The 16,497-nt window shown below is 55.7% G+C and carries 13 protein-coding genes and 1 tRNA gene; 9 read left to right on the plus strand and 5 right to left on the minus strand.

The genetic code is table 11. From position 1 onward, the window contains the following. Window positions 1–48 precede the first annotated feature (48 nt). Both AC2FFF_RS09640 and AC2FFF_RS09645 read left to right on the plus strand, forming a co-directional pair. The gene (locus AC2FFF_RS09640; RefSeq protein WP_281972899.1) at window positions 49–1,212 is read left to right on the plus strand and encodes an ATP-binding protein; all 1,164 of its coding nucleotides are present in this window, start codon (window positions 49–51) and stop codon (window positions 1,210–1,212) included. A gap of 410 nt (window positions 1,213–1,622) precedes the next feature. Next, window positions 1,623–3,644: a DEAD/DEAH box helicase gene (locus AC2FFF_RS09645; RefSeq protein WP_281972900.1), complete on the plus strand. Its 2,022-nt coding sequence runs from the start codon at window positions 1,623–1,625 to the stop codon at window positions 3,642–3,644. 382 nt (window positions 3,645–4,026) lie between these two features. Here AC2FFF_RS09645 and AC2FFF_RS09650 read toward each other — a convergent pair whose 3' ends face one another. Continuing rightward, entirely contained in the window at window positions 4,027–5,628 is a 1,602-nt protein-coding gene (locus AC2FFF_RS09650) for a BCCT family transporter (RefSeq protein WP_271948938.1), read from the minus strand. Window positions 5,629–5,657: 29 nt separating this feature from the next. Beyond that, complete coding sequence (locus AC2FFF_RS09655; protein WP_271948936.1) at window positions 5,658–6,737, minus strand: extracellular solute-binding protein; 1,080 nt, start codon at window positions 6,735–6,737, stop codon at window positions 5,658–5,660. Window positions 6,738–7,371: 634 nt separating this feature from the next. Between AC2FFF_RS09655 and AC2FFF_RS09660 the strand changes: the two genes are divergently transcribed. Then, window positions 7,372–7,632 (plus strand): hypothetical protein, encoded by a 261-nt coding sequence (locus AC2FFF_RS09660; protein ID WP_282027197.1) that lies wholly within the window; start codon window positions 7,372–7,374, stop codon window positions 7,630–7,632. Window positions 7,633–7,712: 80 nt separating this feature from the next. Here AC2FFF_RS09660 and AC2FFF_RS09665 read toward each other — a convergent pair. Then, a tRNA-Pro gene (locus tag AC2FFF_RS09665) sits at window positions 7,713–7,789 on the minus strand. A gap of 115 nt (window positions 7,790–7,904) precedes the next feature. Continuing rightward, window positions 7,905–9,020: a THUMP domain-containing class I SAM-dependent RNA methyltransferase gene (locus tag AC2FFF_RS09670; protein WP_281972901.1), complete on the minus strand. Its 1,116-nt coding sequence runs from the start codon at window positions 9,018–9,020 to the stop codon at window positions 7,905–7,907. Between the two features lie 276 nt (window positions 9,021–9,296). On the opposite strand from AC2FFF_RS09670, the gene AC2FFF_RS09675 reads away from it, so the two are divergent. Genes AC2FFF_RS09675 through nqrF form a run of 6 tightly spaced genes read left to right on the plus strand, consistent with a single transcriptional unit; the run spans window position 9,297 to window position 15,157 of the window. Further along, window positions 9,297–10,640 (plus strand): Na(+)-translocating NADH-quinone reductase subunit A, encoded by a 1,344-nt coding sequence (locus AC2FFF_RS09675; RefSeq protein ID WP_142636384.1) that lies wholly within the window; start codon window positions 9,297–9,299, stop codon window positions 10,638–10,640. 5 nt (window positions 10,641–10,645) lie between these two features. After that, window positions 10,646–11,854, plus strand: coding sequence for an NADH:ubiquinone reductase (Na(+)-transporting) subunit B (locus AC2FFF_RS09680; protein WP_281972902.1), 1,209 nt, complete (start codon window positions 10,646–10,648; stop codon window positions 11,852–11,854). Further along, entirely contained in the window at window positions 11,847–12,662 is an 816-nt protein-coding gene (locus AC2FFF_RS09685) for a Na(+)-translocating NADH-quinone reductase subunit C (RefSeq protein WP_281972903.1), read from the plus strand. The genes AC2FFF_RS09680 and AC2FFF_RS09685 overlap by 8 nt, the downstream gene beginning before the upstream one ends. Next, complete coding sequence (locus tag AC2FFF_RS09690; RefSeq protein ID WP_142636378.1) at window positions 12,662–13,315, plus strand: NADH:ubiquinone reductase (Na(+)-transporting) subunit D; 654 nt, start codon at window positions 12,662–12,664, stop codon at window positions 13,313–13,315. Before AC2FFF_RS09685 ends, AC2FFF_RS09690 begins: the two co-directional genes overlap by 1 nt. Next, complete coding sequence (gene nqrE, locus AC2FFF_RS09695) at window positions 13,315–13,923, plus strand: NADH:ubiquinone reductase (Na(+)-transporting) subunit E (protein ID WP_142636377.1); 609 nt, start codon at window positions 13,315–13,317, stop codon at window positions 13,921–13,923. Before AC2FFF_RS09690 ends, nqrE begins: the two co-directional genes overlap by 1 nt. Before the next feature lie 10 nt (window positions 13,924–13,933). After that, a complete protein-coding gene (gene nqrF, locus AC2FFF_RS09700) occupies window positions 13,934–15,157 on the plus strand; it encodes an NADH:ubiquinone reductase (Na(+)-transporting) subunit F (RefSeq protein WP_281972904.1) in 1,224 nt (407 codons plus the stop codon). A 53-nt stretch (window positions 15,158–15,210) separates the two neighbouring features. Here the strand turns inward: nqrF and tviB are convergent, their stop codons facing one another. Continuing rightward, the gene (gene tviB / locus AC2FFF_RS09705; RefSeq protein ID WP_281972905.1) at window positions 15,211–16,494 is read right to left on the minus strand and encodes a Vi polysaccharide biosynthesis UDP-N-acetylglucosamine C-6 dehydrogenase TviB; all 1,284 of its coding nucleotides are present in this window, start codon (window positions 16,492–16,494) and stop codon (window positions 15,211–15,213) included. Window positions 16,495–16,497: the final 3 nt, after the last annotated feature.

Genomic DNA, 16,497 nt, shown 5'->3' on the forward strand with positions numbered 1-16,497 from the left:
GGAATTTTATCCTTGTAAATCTTCCATCAAATGGGATAAATGCAAGGTATGATCAAGCGCGGTGATAGGAAGTCAGTTGAAGACTCTCTCGAGAACCAGGCGGGTGTAGTCCTGCTTGGGCCGCGGCAAGTTGGGAAGACAACCCTCGCGCAGGATATCGCTGAAAGCCGTGACGCTGTCTATCTTGATATGGAGAGATCTGCTGATCGCCAGGTGCTCGAAGAACCAGACCTCTATCTCGACGAGCAGGTTGGGCGCCTGGTGGTGATCGATGAAGTTCAGCTTATGCCCGGCCTGTTTAAGGCATTACGCGGTCAGATTGACCGACGACGAAGACAAGGGTATCGGACTGGGCAATTCCTGCTGCTGGGGTCGGCCTCGAACACGCTTTTGCACCAAAGCGCAGAATCTTTGGCTGGCCGGGTCAGCTATCACGAGCTGACGCCTTTCATTTTGTCGGAAACCGGAGCGGACTCGATCTCTGCGCTGTGGTTGCGGGGTGGGTTTCCAGATAGCTTCCTTGCCAAGAACGACAAAACCAGCCTGGCATGGCGCGAGGATTTCATCCGCACCTATCTGGAACGCGATGTTCCGGCTTTTGGGTTGCGCATCCCGGCGGAAACATTGCGCCGGTTCTGGACAATGCTTGCCCATGAGCAAGGCGGGTTACTCAATGCGGCGAAACTCGCGGGAAACCTTGGCGTATCGGGCCAGAGCGTTGCCCGCTATCTTGATTTGCTGGTCGACCTGATGCTGGTGCGCCGTTTGCAGCCATGGCATTCCAATGCCGGAAAACGTTTGGTCAAATCTCCCAAGGTTTATATTCGCGATTCCGGGTTGGCCCATGCGCTTCTTGGGATCGAAACACCGGAAGACCTGCTTGGGCATCCGGTTGTCGGCGGTAGTTGGGAAGGGTTCTGCATCGAAAACCTGATCGCCGCGGCACCGCGCGGAACAGAAGCAAGCTTCTATCGCTCTTCAGCAGGGGCTGAGGTGGATTTGATGTTGAAACTTCCCCGCGGCGGCCTCTGGGCCATAGAGATCAAGCGGACGACATCAGCGAAGGTCACGCGTGGGTTTCACATCGCGACAGAAGAATTGGACGCCTCAGAGCGCATCCTTGTCTATGCCAACGACAAGGAAGTGCAGGGGCAGGGAGGTGTGCGGGCTATGCCTCTCATGAGCGCAATGAAACGGCTGGCGTCTGCATAGACGCAAGAGGGACCGCGCCATTGGCTCAACGTCATGCCCTAAATTCGAAGATAACGTGGTCGTAGAAGCCATCGAATCCGACTGCTTGTAGTAGATTTCCCGAAGGAGTAGTCACGTTGACCGCCAGCCCGACAGGGACAGCGGGTTTACAGACGGTTGAAAGCTCTACAGAAAAACGCCTGTTTTGACTATCCCAAGCCTGCGCTTCTGCCGCGTCTCAACAAATTGAACCGAAAGCGGCGAGGGTCTCAAGCCGCTACTGAAAGGGAGCAGTACGGACAGGATACGGGATTTTCAGCGCATCTGTCCCGGTTCGTGGCTATACAATAGTCAAGACACTCGTTAAGGGGCTGTCTTTACCCATGGATGATGCATTGATTGCAATACCGCACAATCCCATCTCCTGACCGATGAAAAGAACCACCGCTGTGAAACAAACCATTGCAAATGCGCTGGCTCGCAAGGGCTATGACACCTTAACCCAAGTTCAGCAGGCTGTAACCCGGCCCGAACTGGAGGGGAAGGACATGCTGGTTTCGGCCCAAACCGGATCGGGAAAAACCATCGGGTTTGGCCTGGCGATTGCGCCGCGACTTTTGGGTGACGCTGAGACATTCGAGACCGCAGGCGCGCCGCTGGCACTGGTTGTTGCACCTACAAGGGAACTGGCGCTGCAGGTAAAGCGTGAACTGAGTTGGTTGTTTGCCGATGCGGGCGCGTTTTTGGCGTCTTGCGTTGGGGGCATGGACATCCGGGACGAACGTCGTGCCTTGGCACGTGGCGCGCATATTGTTGTCGCCACTCCGGGACGGCTGCGGGATCATATCATGCGGGGCTCGATCGACCTGACGGCCATTCGCGCCGTGGTTCTTGATGAGGCCGATGAGATGTTGGATCTCGGGTTCCGAGAGGACCTGGAATTCATTCTGGATGAAACACCATCAGACCGTCAGACTTTGCTGTTTTCTGCCACTGTCCCACGTGCGATTGCCAATTTGGCGACACGGTATCAGCGCGATGCAGAACGTGTGAGCACCGTCAGCGAAAAGACGCAGCACGCCGATATCGATTATCGTGCTATGTTGGTCGGCCCGCGCGACGGCGAGAATGCAATTATCAATGTGTTGCGCTATTATGAGGCGCCGAACGCCATCGTGTTCTGCAATACCCGCGCGATGGTGTCACGTCTGACAGCGCGCCTGTCAAACCGGGGCTTTTCGGTCGTCGCCCTATCCGGAGAATTGACCCAGAGCGAACGCTCGAACGCCTTGCAGGCCATGCGCGATGGGCGTGCCAGGGTCTGTGTGGCAACGGATGTTGCCGCCCGCGGTATTGATTTGCCTAACCTTGATTTGGTGGTCCATGCGGAACTGCCAAACAGCCATGAAACACTGCTGCACCGCTCGGGTCGAACAGGCCGGGCCGGGCGCAAGGGTGTCAGCGCACTAGTGGTTGCACCCGCGTCGCGGAAAAAGGCGGAACGTATTCTGAAATTCGCCAAGCTGACCGCCGATTGGGGGACAGCCCCGTCAGCCGAAGAGGTGACCGAACGCGATCAGGTGAGAATGTTCGCATCAGATGACTGGCAAGCAGAGATCACGGAAAGTGAACGCGCAGCAGTTCAGAAAATGGTAGAAAGCTTTACCCCTGAGCAGATTGCAGCAGCTTACCTGCGGCAGTACAAGCTGCGTCATTCCGCGCCAGAAGAGTTGTCGACGGTCGATCAGCAAAGCCAGAAACCGCGCGCGGCCTTTGGCCCCAGCGTCTGGTTTTCGCTGTCCGAGGGGCGCAATCAAAATGCGTCGCCGCGTTATATGCTGCCGATGATCTGCAAGTCAGGCAATCTGACGAAGGATGACATTGGGGCCATCCGGATTGCCGATGATGTGACCTATTTCGAGATCCGTGAGCCCAGCGTCGAAGGGTTTCTGACAGCCGTTGGGCCCGAGATGAAGATCGAAAAGGTCAAGAATCTCGTGCGTCTGGACACGGCACCGGACTTTGCTGCAACTGGCCGGACCAAGCCCATCGGAAAGCAAAAAGGCAAACCGATTACGAGCAAACGAGATACGACTCCGACCGAACGGAGCGGCACTGCAACCTATGGACGTCGCAAGCCTGAACCCGAGGGCCGGGCACCTTCCAGCCCTGCAGAACGTTCCACAAGGGCCGTCAAATCAGCCAAAGTAGAACGCCAGCGTGCTTCGAAAGACGAGGCAGATGCCTTGTTCAAACCGGTTGGTGCAAAGCCAAAGGCACGTAAGGGCGGTAAATCTGAAGCCAAAGGCGGCGATATCAAATCTGCCCGAACAGCATCAAAGGGTCCACCTCCACCCAAAGGTAAGTCAAGCAGCAAGAAGAACCGAGCGCGAGTCGCAGCGGCCAAATCTACAAAAGGTGGCGATTCTGTCCCGAAACGGCGGAAGACTTAGCCTGCATTCCATTCCGAACCTGGTTTTTTGGCTTTGGGCATTACCTTTAAGGGACAATGGAAGGCATGGGCGAAAGAAACCGCTCCATCACGACCAGGATCGGACTATCCCCCACAATGTACCTTTGGTTCACGGGTCGAGATTGTGTGAGAGGCTCACCATGGAGAGCCGACAAGCCTATCCAGTTGCTGTACCACGCGGGTAGCAGAGATGCTGGTGGAAACCATTAGGCAGAGGTTCTTTCGTATTCGTTTGCTCCCAGAAAGTTTGGCAAACTTCACATCAGAACGAGAAAAGCTTCGCGGACAGGTCGAAACCCATGTCTGTAATTGTCGAGAGGCAGATGTAACTGCCTCTCGACAAATTGAACCACAATGGCTGCCTATCTGTTGAGGAACTCCATTTCGTACTTATCCTCAACATCGGGCACTGGATGCTCAGCGTGAAGCGACGAGACAATACCATAGATCATGAACAACAAGATCACAGCGATTGGTAGCCCTGCGACGATGGACGCTGTCTGTAGCGCGCTCAACCCACCGGCCAGCATTAGGACACCGGCAACAACGCCTGCGGTAATACCCCAAAATACACGGAACTTGATTGGCGGATGCTCGTCACCCATCGACAGCATTGTGCACATCACGAGTGTCCCCGAGTCAGAAGACGTGACAAACCACGAAATCAGCAGAACCGTAATCAACACTGTGATCGGGTACACCAACCATGTGTAGCCAAATCCTTTGACCGTTTGGAATACGCCAGCGGCGTAGTCATTGTTGACCGCCTCGACGACACCTGCGTCGTAGAACAGATCGACCCCGGCTGCTGCGCCACCAAAGACACCCATCCAGAGCATCACGACTGAGGTTGGAATAAGAAGAACGCAATAGCAGAATTGCTTGATCGTCCGCCCCTTTGATACCCGCGCAATGAACAGTCCAACAAACGGGCACCATGCGATCCACCAGCCCCAGTAAAAGATCGTCCACCAGCTCTGCCATTGGTTTTCGGGCTCACCGTTGATCCAGAAACCCATGGGTATCACCGTCCAGAGGTAATCTCCAAATCCGGATATGGTTATGCCCAACAGGAATGCCGTTGGTCCCAGAATGATGAACAGGAGCAGCAGGCCAACACTTGCCATAACGTTGGCTTCAGACAAGATACGAACGCCTTTGCCAACACCTGATGCAGCAGAAGCCGTGCCAAGACAGGTGATGATTGCGACGAGGATCAACTGATTTGTCTGGGTGTTTGCCATCCAGCCAAGATCCTCAAGACCGGCGGCTATTGGTGTGACGCCCAACCCCAATGAGGTTGCGAGGCCAAAGATTGTACCAAATACGCCAATCAGATCGACGAGATGACCCCAGGGACCGTAGATTCGTTCCTTCAGCACAGGATAAAGAGCGGTGCGCAAAGTCAGAGGAAGCCCATGGCGGTACGAGAAATATGCAAGGCAGAGGCCAACCAGCACATAAAGGGCCCAACCGTGGAAACCCCAGTGGAAATTCGTGATCGTTACCGCAGAAACCGCGGCGTCAACCGAACCTGGTTCAATTCCCGCCCGCTCAAGGAATGGGCTGCCTTGGATATGGAACATTGGCTCTGCAACACCCCAATAGATCAGACCAGATCCCAAGCCCGCACTAAACAGCATGCAAATCCATGAAAACGTTGAAAAATCTGGCTCGTCATCATCCTTGCCCAGCTTCACGTGTCCGAACCGGCTGATCATAAGCCAAATTACGAAAAACAGTGCCGCGTTAACGACCAGTACATAGAACCAGTCCAGGCTACCGATGATGAAGTCTTTACCTGTCGCAAAGATCGCACTTGAAGCTTCAACATCACGGATCGTGAAAAACACAAACCCCAATATCATCACCATCGAAGCGATACCCATCGTCGGATTCATACCTTTGAACAAGCCGCTCTTTGCTACAAGATTGTCAGGTTTCTGTGTTGATTGATCACTCATTTTGCACCTCTTAGACCTGTTGTTTCGGCTTACCGTGTTGAACCCGCAGCGCCCTGACGGGCGGAGGTTGCGAGCCAGGACTGGAACGCCTCTTCCAGGCGCCCGTGGTTGGTGGCCCACCACTCGGCGTCCGACAGAATGTAAAGATTGTCTTCATACGCCGGACCGTTCGGGATGCGCTCCAAAACGTCGTCTGACAGGAGTGTCATCGAAGATTTTCGGGTTGGACCATTTGGCAGGTACCCGACCATATCGGCCAGCGAATTTGAGCTGCTAGCAAAGCGAATAAAATCAATGGCTTCTTCTTTATTCTGGCTTCCTTTTGGTATTCCGAACAGATCCAGCTCAATCACACGGCCGTCCATGTTGACCGTAAAATCGGAACCGTCTTCCTGGGCGGCCGTTGCACCGGTAGTGGCCCAGATCGATGACATCGCAATGTCGCCAGAGTTCAGCAGACGTACGGGTTCACGCCCGGTTTCCCAGATTTGCAGGCCGGTTTTTATGTCGTCCATCTTTTTCAGCGCGCGCTCAACACCTTCTTCGGTTTCGAGCGTTGGATACACATCATCGCGGGCTACGCCGTCGGCCATAAGGGCCCATTCCATGATCACTGTCGGATCATTTCGGATGGCACGTGGCCCAGGATAGGTTTCTGTGTCGAAGAAATCCGAAATGGTTGATGGAGGCGTTTCTGCGAATTGAGAATTGTTATACGCATATGCGGTGCCCCATACGATGACTCCTACGCCACAATCATTCAGGGCACCTTCGACAAAATCCTCTCGAAATGGTGTGCCATCGACGCCATCAGGCAGTTCTATGTCAGATATGTTCTCCAGCAAGCCCTCTTCGCAGGCGCGAAGTGAATCTGCTTGCGTAAGGTCGACCACATCCCAAATCACATTTGCGCTTTCGACCTGATCGCGGATTTCCGAGATGCCACCATTGTAATGTGCAACATGCACATCAGCGTTTTTGGCTTGCTCATAAGGGCGCACAAACCCAAGCATCTGACTTCGCATGTAAGGGCCGGTCCAGGATGTGAAGGTGATGGACGGCCCGGGCTCTGGGATTGTGGTTTCGCTCTCAGAGTTACTTTGCGCCATCGCATTACTCAAAGAGAGAGTAGAAAACAGCGCAGCTATCATTATCCGACAGCCCCTGACCGCCTTTAGCCTATAGTACATCATCAAATTCCTCCCTAGTCGCTTCTAATTTTGTATAAGCGCTTTGTTTGGGTCGTTCTCCTGGTCAATTCCCAGCACATTCAGCAAGAATACATCAAATTCACCCTGATGATCAGCAATAATCAAAAATTGCGAAAGCTAAATACGACTATTACGCCAGACAGAGCGACAGATTTGGCAGAGCCACCAAGAAACAAGGCTTGCGGTTACAGGTTGTTTTCCAGAAGCCAGCGATACAGAGAAACCGGTTCCTGTTCATCGACCACAGTTAATTACGGACCTGATCTTGGGGCCTATCTCACCTTCGGCGAAAGAGCCTCAGGGGCGTGCGCGGGCGCTGGAATGACGACGCCCAGGACATGGTGTGCCACTTCGCACACGCGACGGATATCAACATCGCGGAGCTTTGAAGTCTTGATCAACATTCTCATGACAGCTGCATGATCGCCGCCGCCCACGGGCGTAGGCAAATATATCCTGCGCGCTTTGTGATTTGTATGTCGTTCGCTGTGTAACCGTTCAGGATGTCGATAGGGGCCAGTAACTCTGTGACTTGCTGGTTGAAGTCGCAAACCACCAAGCACCGGCCGAGCAATTTGATACAATTTATCTTGCCCTCGACGCGCCTCCAGCGATGCTCGTTGTCTCAATTTTACCTGATGGCGCGACAGAGGTTTCTAGAGGCGCGCAGGGCCTCATTCCTTGCGCCGAGCCGTTTCAACGCTTCATTGTAGGCCAACCAGTTCGTCATTTTGACTTCGTGGGAGTAAAGCAGTTCATACCACACAGCTATCACCTTGGATTCATGCAGTGAATCCTCGAACCAAATTGTGCGGAAAAGTAGGTTTATTGGTCAAACAGCAAAAAATCTTTGCAGTTGAAACCTTGCTTTATTGGTCGGAGTGAGAGGATTCGAACCTCCGACCCCTGCCTCCCGAAGACAGTGCTCTACCAGGCTGAGCTACACTCCGACCGTGGCGGGTGATTTATACCTGAGGGTTTGGATGTGCAAGAGGGATTCTGGGTCTGGTTTGTGATTAATAACAGGCTTTGGACAGGCTCAAAATCCCCGCGATTAGACCCATGTCAGACCAGGCGGTCAGTGCGATAAAGTCGGATTTTTGTGCCGCCGTGATCCACTACCGGCCCTGCCGGAAGCAAAGGAAGGCGCGTGGCATGGGCCAGGGATGGGGTGCTTGTTACGATGCCAACGCGCCAGCCTTTGAAGCGTGACATCAGAACCTTGCCGAAACTCCCATACAAGGATCGCAGCCGTTTTTCATCGCCTATCCGGGCGCCATAAGGGGGGTTTACGATCACTAACCCCTCAGCACCTTGCGGGGGCTTCAGATCGCTGACGGAGTGGCAATGAAATGTTGTATTGGTCGAAACACCGGCTTGTTCCGCGTTGGCTTTTGCGGCCTCGATCGCGCCTGCATTCCTGTCGGAGCCGAAGAACTGAACCTCGGGGGCAGGGGGTTCTGACCCAGCGCGCATGTCGGACCAGATGTCGGGATCAAAACTCCTTAGGCTTTCGAATGCAAAATTACGCGTGCGACCGGGAAGCAGGCCCAATGAGATCTCGGCAGCCTCGATGACGAAAGTGCCCGACCCGCACATGGGATCCAGCACCGGTTCGGTCCCGTGATAGCCACATTCGCGCAGGAACATGGCCGCCATTGTCTCGCGCATGGGGGCCTTGGCGACGGAAGTCTTGTGACCTCGCTTGTGCAGGGGCTCTCCGGAGGTGTCGATCGAGAATGTGCAGATATCTTTCTCAATCCGCAAAAGCACGCGCAGGGCTGCATCTGTCGAGATTGGAGTCCCCAGTGTCTCGGCCAGCGCTCGTTCGATCCTTTGGCGCGCGGCACCCGCATGATAAATGCGCGATTTGCGGCTTGTCGCCTCGACTTTTGCCGGCACTTCCGGGCGCAGGAAATCTGACCACGGAAATTTTCTGGCGCGTTTGTCCAGTTGTGCCAGATGGACAGCGGGAAAGCTGCCAATCCGAACCAGAACTTTATTTGCGCCCCGAAGGAAAAGGTTGGCACGCCATACTTCGGGCCACCCGCCCCGACAAACCACGCCACCAGCAATGACCTTAGCATCGGCGAATCCCTGTTCGGTGGCCTCGGCATGCAGCGGCGCCTCTAGTCCGGGCGTTGCTACCAGAAAAATTTCCAGATCGTTCGTTTGTTCCATCAAGGGTGCTTACACTGGACATGATCGGGGCGCGACAGGCAATTTCAGCGAAAGTGATACAAGAAAGTGAATACCGTGAGGGAATTTTGACGGTTACAGGTTTGCTTTTGGTATCATCCCCGCGTAAAGGGGCCACAATCAGAGGGACGGCCGCGGATTTCAGTCGCAATTCGACGCTTTTGCGACGACTGCTTGGAATTCTCGCGTTATTGTCTGACACTAGATAGGTGTTGGCTCAGCCGGCACAGGTAAAGAGGCTTGGAAGACCGTAGCGACATGCAAACTTTCAAACTGAAAAAAGGGTTGGAGCTGCCGGTGCAAGGCGCACCGGAACAAACCATCCATCCGGGTCCAGAATTCAAGACTGTTGGGGTTTTGGGGGGCGATTACCTTGGCTTGAAACCGCGAATGCTGGTTCAGGAGGGGGATGACGTTCAACGTGGCACTCCGCTTTTCTGTCACAAGGACGCACCCGAGGCGATGATGGTCGCCCCGCTAAGTGGTAAGATCGTTGCCATCAACCGTGGTGCGCGCCGGGTTTTGCAAAGCGTTGTGATCGAGGTTGCGGATGCCAACGACACGGGTATCGATTTCTCGGGTGTTGGTGATGCGGACAGCGCCGAGGGTGTTACCGCCAAGCTATGCGCCGCGGGGCTGTGGACCGCTTTCCGTACGCGTCCCTATTCCAAGATACCAGTTCCGGGCACCAAGCCAGCAGCGATTTTCGTCACCGCCATGGATAGCGAGCCACTGGCCGGAGATGCAGAACTCATCATCAATGACGCGGGCAAAGCATTTGCGGATGGTCTGGTAGCCGTATCCAAGCTGACCGAGGGCAAAACCTATTTGTGCCAGCAGGACGGTGCTTCAGTTCCGGGTAGCGATCTGCCAGACGTAGAGGCGGCGGCATTCTCTGGTCCGCATCCTGCGGGTTTGGCCGGAACCCACATCCATTTCCTCGAACCGCTTGCGGGCGAAAAGCAGGTCTGGACCATCGGGTATCAGGATGTCATCGCCATTGGCCGCCTGATGCAGACGGGCCATCTGGACCCTAATCTGGTGATCGCCCTGACTGGCCCGGGTGCCCGTCAGCCGCGCCTGATCCGTACGGTGATGGGAGCGTCGACCGAAGACCTGACCAGGGATGAGATTGATGTGGAGGGCACGGCACGGATCATTTCGGGCTCGATCCTATCTGGTCAGCATGCGGATGGCCCAACGGCTTATCTGGGGCGTTTTGCAAGGCAGATGACCATCATCCGTGAGGACCACGACCAGATTCCGATGGGTTGGATCCGCCCGATGCCTTCGAAATTTGCGGTTCAGCCGGTGCTGGGTTCTGCTTTCGCCAAAAAGCTGTACGCGCTCAGCTCGAATCTGAATGGGGGGCGCCGCGCCATGGTGCCCACGGGTACGTTCGAAGAGCTGATGCCGCAGGACTATCTGCCGACGCAACTGCTGCGGGCACTACTGGTGATGGACACCGATACTGCGCAAGCTCTGGGCGCGCTAGAGTTGGACGAAGAGGATCTGGGCCTTGTCGGCTTTGCCTGTCCGGCAAAATATGAATACGGGCTGGCGTTGCGCGACTGCCTGAACAAGATTGAAAAGGAGGGCTGATCCAAATGGGTTTGCGCAGCTTCTTCGATCGGATCGAGCCGAACTTTACCAAGGGCGGCAAGTACGAAAAGTATTTCCCCATCTACGAGATGGTCGAAAGCTTTATCTACACTCCGAAAACCGTGACCTCTGTGGCCCCGCATGCGCGGTCTTACGTGGATATGAAGCGGATCATGACCTATGTCGTGATCGCGACCATTCCCTGTATCCTTTGGGGGATGTGGAACACCGGCTATCAGGCCAACTCGTCCATCGCCAGCCTCGGGCCGGACTCTGCCGCCGGTTGGCGCATCGCTCTGCTGCAGATGTTTGGTATCTCGCTGGACCCCAGCAGTGTCTTTGCAAATGTGATGCACGGGTTGATGTATTTTCTGCCTATCTACATCGTCACACTGGTCGCAGGCGGCATATTCGAGGTCATCTTTGCCACCGTGCGCGGTCATGAGGTGAACGAAGGTTTCCTCGTAACATCAATGCTTTACACTCTGATTATGCCGGCCACTACACCCTTGTGGCAGGTGGCTTTGGGCATTATCTTCGGTGTGGTGATCGGCAAAGAGGTATTTGGCGGCACCGGCAAGAACTTCCTTAACCCCGCGCTGGTTGGTCGTGCGTTTTTGTACTTCGCTTATCCTGCGCAGATGTCGGGGGACTCGGTCTGGACCCCGGTTGACGGGTTCTCGGGTGCAACCGCGCTGGCGGTGTCAGCGGCCGAGGGCGTACAGGCTCTTGCTGCCGAAGGGATCACATGGTCCAGCGCTTTTTACGGCACCATTCAGGGCAGCTTTGGCGAGACCTCGACCTTGGCCTGCTTGATTGGTATGGCCTTCCTGCTGATGACCAAGATTGCCAATTACCGCCTGATCGTTGGCTGTCTGGCCGGGACCATCGGATTTACTCTGCTGCTGAACCTGATCGGGTCGGATACCAACCCGATGTTCGCGATGCCGTGGTATTGGCATGTGGTTCTGGGTGGGTATGCATTTGGCCTGGCCTTCATGGTGACCGAACCGGTTTCCGCCAGCCACACCAACCTGGGCCGCTATATCTATGGCGCCTTGATCGGAGTGATGGTTGTGATGATACGCGTGATCAATCCGGCCTTCCCCGAAGGCATGATGCTGGCCATCCTGTTCGGCAATGTCTTTGCACCGCTGATCGACTATTTCGTCGTGCAGGCCAATATCAAACGGAGGGCGCGTCGCCATGTCTGATCCGCAACCTCAAGAACCCAAGGGCGCATTGGCTCGCTTTCTGGCCGCCTCGCCGGATTCGGTTGGCAAGACGATCTTCGTCGCCGTTGCTGTCTGTCTTGTTGCCTCGATGGTGGTCTCCGCCGCTGCGGTCAGCCTGCGCCCGGTGCAAGAAGCCAACGCGCTGAAGGACAAACAGGTTAACGTTTTGCAGGTGGCTGGTGTCTTCGAGCCGGGCATAGATGTGACCGAAGCCTTCGCTGCGTTCGAGCCGCATGTGCTCGAGCTTGCCACCGGCGAATTTGTCGACGATCAGTTCGAACCGGCAACCTTTGATGACCAGGCTGCTGCAAGTGATCCTGAACTCAGCGTAGCATTGGACACTGACCCGGCGGGTATTGGTCGTCAGGCCAAGTACCGAGTGATCTATCTGTTGCGCGATGATGCGGGCGATTTAGACAAAGTGATCCTGCCGCTGCATGGTTATGGCCTGTGGTCGACGCTCTATGGTTTTATCGCTCTAGAAAGTAACGGCAACGACATCTACGGCCTGCAGTTCTATCAGCATGGTGAGACCCCCGGCCTTGGCGCCGAGGTGGACAACCCGCGATGGAAAGGTCTGTGGAATGGCAAGAAATTGCGCGACGATGCAGGCGAGCTGCAGATTACCGTCGCCAAGTCGCAGCCCGCCGCCGGTCCCGATTTCTATGTCGACGCGCTTGCTGGGGCCACTCTGACCTCGGTTGGTGTCGATAACCTGGTGAAATTCTGGATGGGTGACGCGGGCTACGCCCGGTTCCTGGCCAAACTGCAAGCAGGAGAGTTTTGATGTCTCAGACCAAGAAAGAGATGCTGGTCGACCCGCTTGTCGACAATAACCCGATCACGCTGCAGGTCCTGGGCATCTGTTCCGCGCTGGCCGTGACTTCTTCGTTGCAGGTGGCCTTTGTAATGGCGCTGGCTGTGACCTTCGTGACCGCCTTCTCGTCGATGTTCATTTCGATGTTGCGCAACCAGATACCCGGCTCAATCCGGATCATCGTTCAGATGGTGATCATCGCGTCGCTGGTGATCCTGGTGGATCAGGTTCTCAAGGCCTATGCCTTCCAGATTTCGAAAACCCTGTCGGTTTTCGTTGGGCTGATTATCACAAACTGTATCGTGATGGGCCGTGCCGAGGCATTTGCGATGAAGAACCCCCCGATAGCATCTTTTATCGACGGTGTTGGCAACGGCATGGGCTATGGGCTGATCCTGCTGCTAGTCGGCTTTATCCGCGAGCTGTTGGGGGCCGGGTCGCTGTTCGGTGTCACCATCTTGCAGACTGTGAACAATGGCGGCTGGTACGTACCCAACGGTATGCTGCTGTTGCCACCTTCGGCGTTCTTCATCATCGGCCTGATCATCTGGGCCTTCCGTACATGGAAGCCGAACCAGGTCGAAGAACGTGAATACAAAATCCAGCAGGTAGAGGCGCACTGATGGAAGGGCTTATCTCACTGGCCGTAAAGGCCATCTTTGTCGAAAACCTTGCGCTCAGCTTCTTTCTTGGCATGTGTACCTTCATCGCCGTGTCCAAGAAGATCTCGACCGCGCTGGGTCTTGGGATCTCGGTCATGGTCGTGCAGGCGATCACCGTTCCCGCCAACAACCTGTTGCTGACCTATCTGCTGAAGCCGGGCGCGCTGGCCTGGGCCGGGTTCCCGGATGTGGACCTGACCTTCCTTGGCCTGATCTCGTATATCGGCGTGATAGCCGCGATGGTTCAGATCCTCGAGATGGTCTTGGACAAGTATTTCCCCCCGCTCTACAACGCGCTGGGTATTTTTCTGCCGCTGATCACGGTGAACTGCGCCATCCTGGGTGGCTCGCTGTTCATGGTCGAGCGGGATTATAACTTTGCCGAGGCCACGACCTATGGTCTGTCCTCCGGCTTTGGCTGGGCGCTGGCGATTACCGCTATGGCGGGGGTGCGCGAAAAGCTGAAATATTCGGACATTCCTGATGGCCTGCAGGGTCTGGGGATCACCTTTATCACCGCGGGTCTGATGGCGATGGCCTTCATGTCCTTCTCGGGCGTGAAATTGTAAGGGGGCGGCAATGGAAACCTTTAGCCTAGGCGTCGTTCTTTTCACGCTGATCGTTCTGGCGCTTGTCGCCCTTATCATGGCCGCCCGGTCGCGGTTGGTGTCGACGGGCAATGTCAACATCACCATCAATGGTGAGAAAACCGTGTCCGTGCCCGCCGGCGGCAAGCTGTTGCAAACCCTGGCAGCTGAGAAACTGTTCGTGCCATCGGCCTGTGGCGGCGGCGGGACCTGCGCACAATGCCGCGTACGCGTCCATTCCGGCGGTGGCTCGATCCTGCCGACCGAAGAAAGCCATATCACCAAGCGCGAGGCCGCTTGTGGCGACCGTCTGTCTTGTCAGGTTGCAGTTAAACAAGACATGGATATCGAGGTCCCCGAAGAGGTCTTTGGCGTCAAGAAATGGGAATGCACGGTTAGGTCGAACGAAAACGTTGCCACCTTTATCAAAGCGCTGACGCTGGACCTGCCCGAAGGTGAGGATGTGAATTTCCGCGCTGGTGGCTATATCCAGATCGAAGCCCCCGCCCATGCGCTGAAATACACTGATTTCGATGTCGAGGAGGAATATCGCGAAGATTGGGATCGCTTCAATCTGTGGCAATACGACTCGGTCGTTGCCGAACCCATCGAACGCGCCTATTCCATGGCCAACTATCCGGACGAAAAGGGCATGATCATGCTGAACGTCCGGGTTGCCTCACCGCCTCCGGGTTCCGAAGGGATACCGGCGGGCCAGATGTCGTCGTATATCTTCAACCTGAAACCGGGTGACAAGGTCACGATCTCGGGTCCATTCGGTGAATTCTTCGCCCGCGAGACCGGAAGAGAGATGGTGTTCATCGGTGGTGGTGCTGGTATGGCGCCCATGCGCAGCCATATTTTCGACCAGCTCAAACGGCTTGAGAATCGCGACCGTAAGATCACCTTCTGGTACGGTGCCCGGTCCAAGAAAGAGATGTTCTTTGTCGAGGATTTCGACAGTCTCGCGGAAGAGTTCGACAATTTCGAATGGCATGTCGCCCTGTCGGATGCCCAGCCCGAGGATGACTGGAAAGGCTATACCGGCTTTATCCATAACGTGCTGTTCGACGAATACCTCAAGAACCACCCGGCACCCGAGGATTGCGAGTTCTACATGTGCGGACCGCCGATCATGAACCAGTCGGTCATCAACATGCTGCTGGATCTGGGTGTGGACCGCGAAGATATCATGCTCGACGATTTCGGCGGGTAATCAGTTATCCGGCGCCCTGTGGCGCCGGTTTCATTTTAGGTCTTTTGGTTCGATTACAGGCGCAGGTCGCTTGCCTCGCGTGGCAGGCAGGATTTGATGTCGAAGACTACGCTGTTTTCTTTGCCATAGGCTCGAAACTGCAAAGGATCGAGTGCCCGATATTCCGCATGCGCGACGGCCAGGACGACCCCGTCATAGAGCCCTGGCTCAGGTTGGTCGATCAGGGCCAGGTCGTATTCTTCTTGCGCGGCTTTGGGGTCGGCATGAGGGTCGTGGACATCGACGCTGATGCCATAGCTTTGCAATTCTTCGATAATGTCGACGACACGGGTGTTGCGCAGGTCGGGGCAGTTTTCCTTGAACGTCAGGCCCATCACCAGAACACGGGCGGCGCCAACATTGATACCGCAACGGGTCATACGTTTGACCAGTTGCGACACCACATAGCTGCCCATCCTGTCATTCAGGCGCCGCCCTGCAAGGATGATCTGCGGGTGATGGCCCACGGCCTCGGCCTTGTGCGTCAGGTAGTAAGGATCCACGCCGATGCAATGCCCGCCGACCAGACCGGGGCGGAAGGGCAGGAAGTTCCATTTGGTTTCGGCTGCGCGCAGCACAGCCTCGGTATCGATGCCCATGCGACCGAAGATCATCGCCAACTCGTTCACCAGAGCGATATTCAGGTCGCGCTGGGTGTTTTCGATCACCTTCGCGGCCTCAGCCACGCGGATGCTTTCGGCCTTGTAGGTTCCAGCGGTGATGATCCGGGCATAGAGCGCGTCAACTAGATCAGCGACCTGCGGGGTTGAACCAGCGGTGACTTTGCAGATGTCCGCGATACGGTGGGTCTTGTCACCGGGGTTGATCCGCTCGGGGCTGTAGCCTGCAAAGAAATCCGTGTTGAAAGTCAGGCCCGAGGCGCGTTCCAGCACCGGAACGCAATCTTCTTCGGTTGCGCCGGGATAGACGGTGGATTCGTAGATCACCAAATCACCGGATTTCAATACGTGGCCAACTGTTTCCGACGCAGCCAGAAGGGGGGCTAAATCAGGCTGCTTACCTGCGGTGATCGGCGTGGGGACGGTTACGACATAGGTATCGCAATCGGCAATCTCCGAGGGGTTGGTTGTGAATTTCAGGCCGCCCGCCGCGCTCAGGTCATGTGGCTCAACCTCATGCGTTGCATCTACGCCAGCGCGTAGTGCCTCGACCCGCGCCGCATTGATGTCAAATCCGATCACCTTGCCAATTTTGCCGAAGGCCACGGCCAGGGGCAGGCCGACATAACCCAGCCCGATCACAGCAATCTTTCGGGAATTGGGGTCGGTTTCAAGCATATG

The organism is Ruegeria sp. YTSA226 (assembly GCF_059609905.1).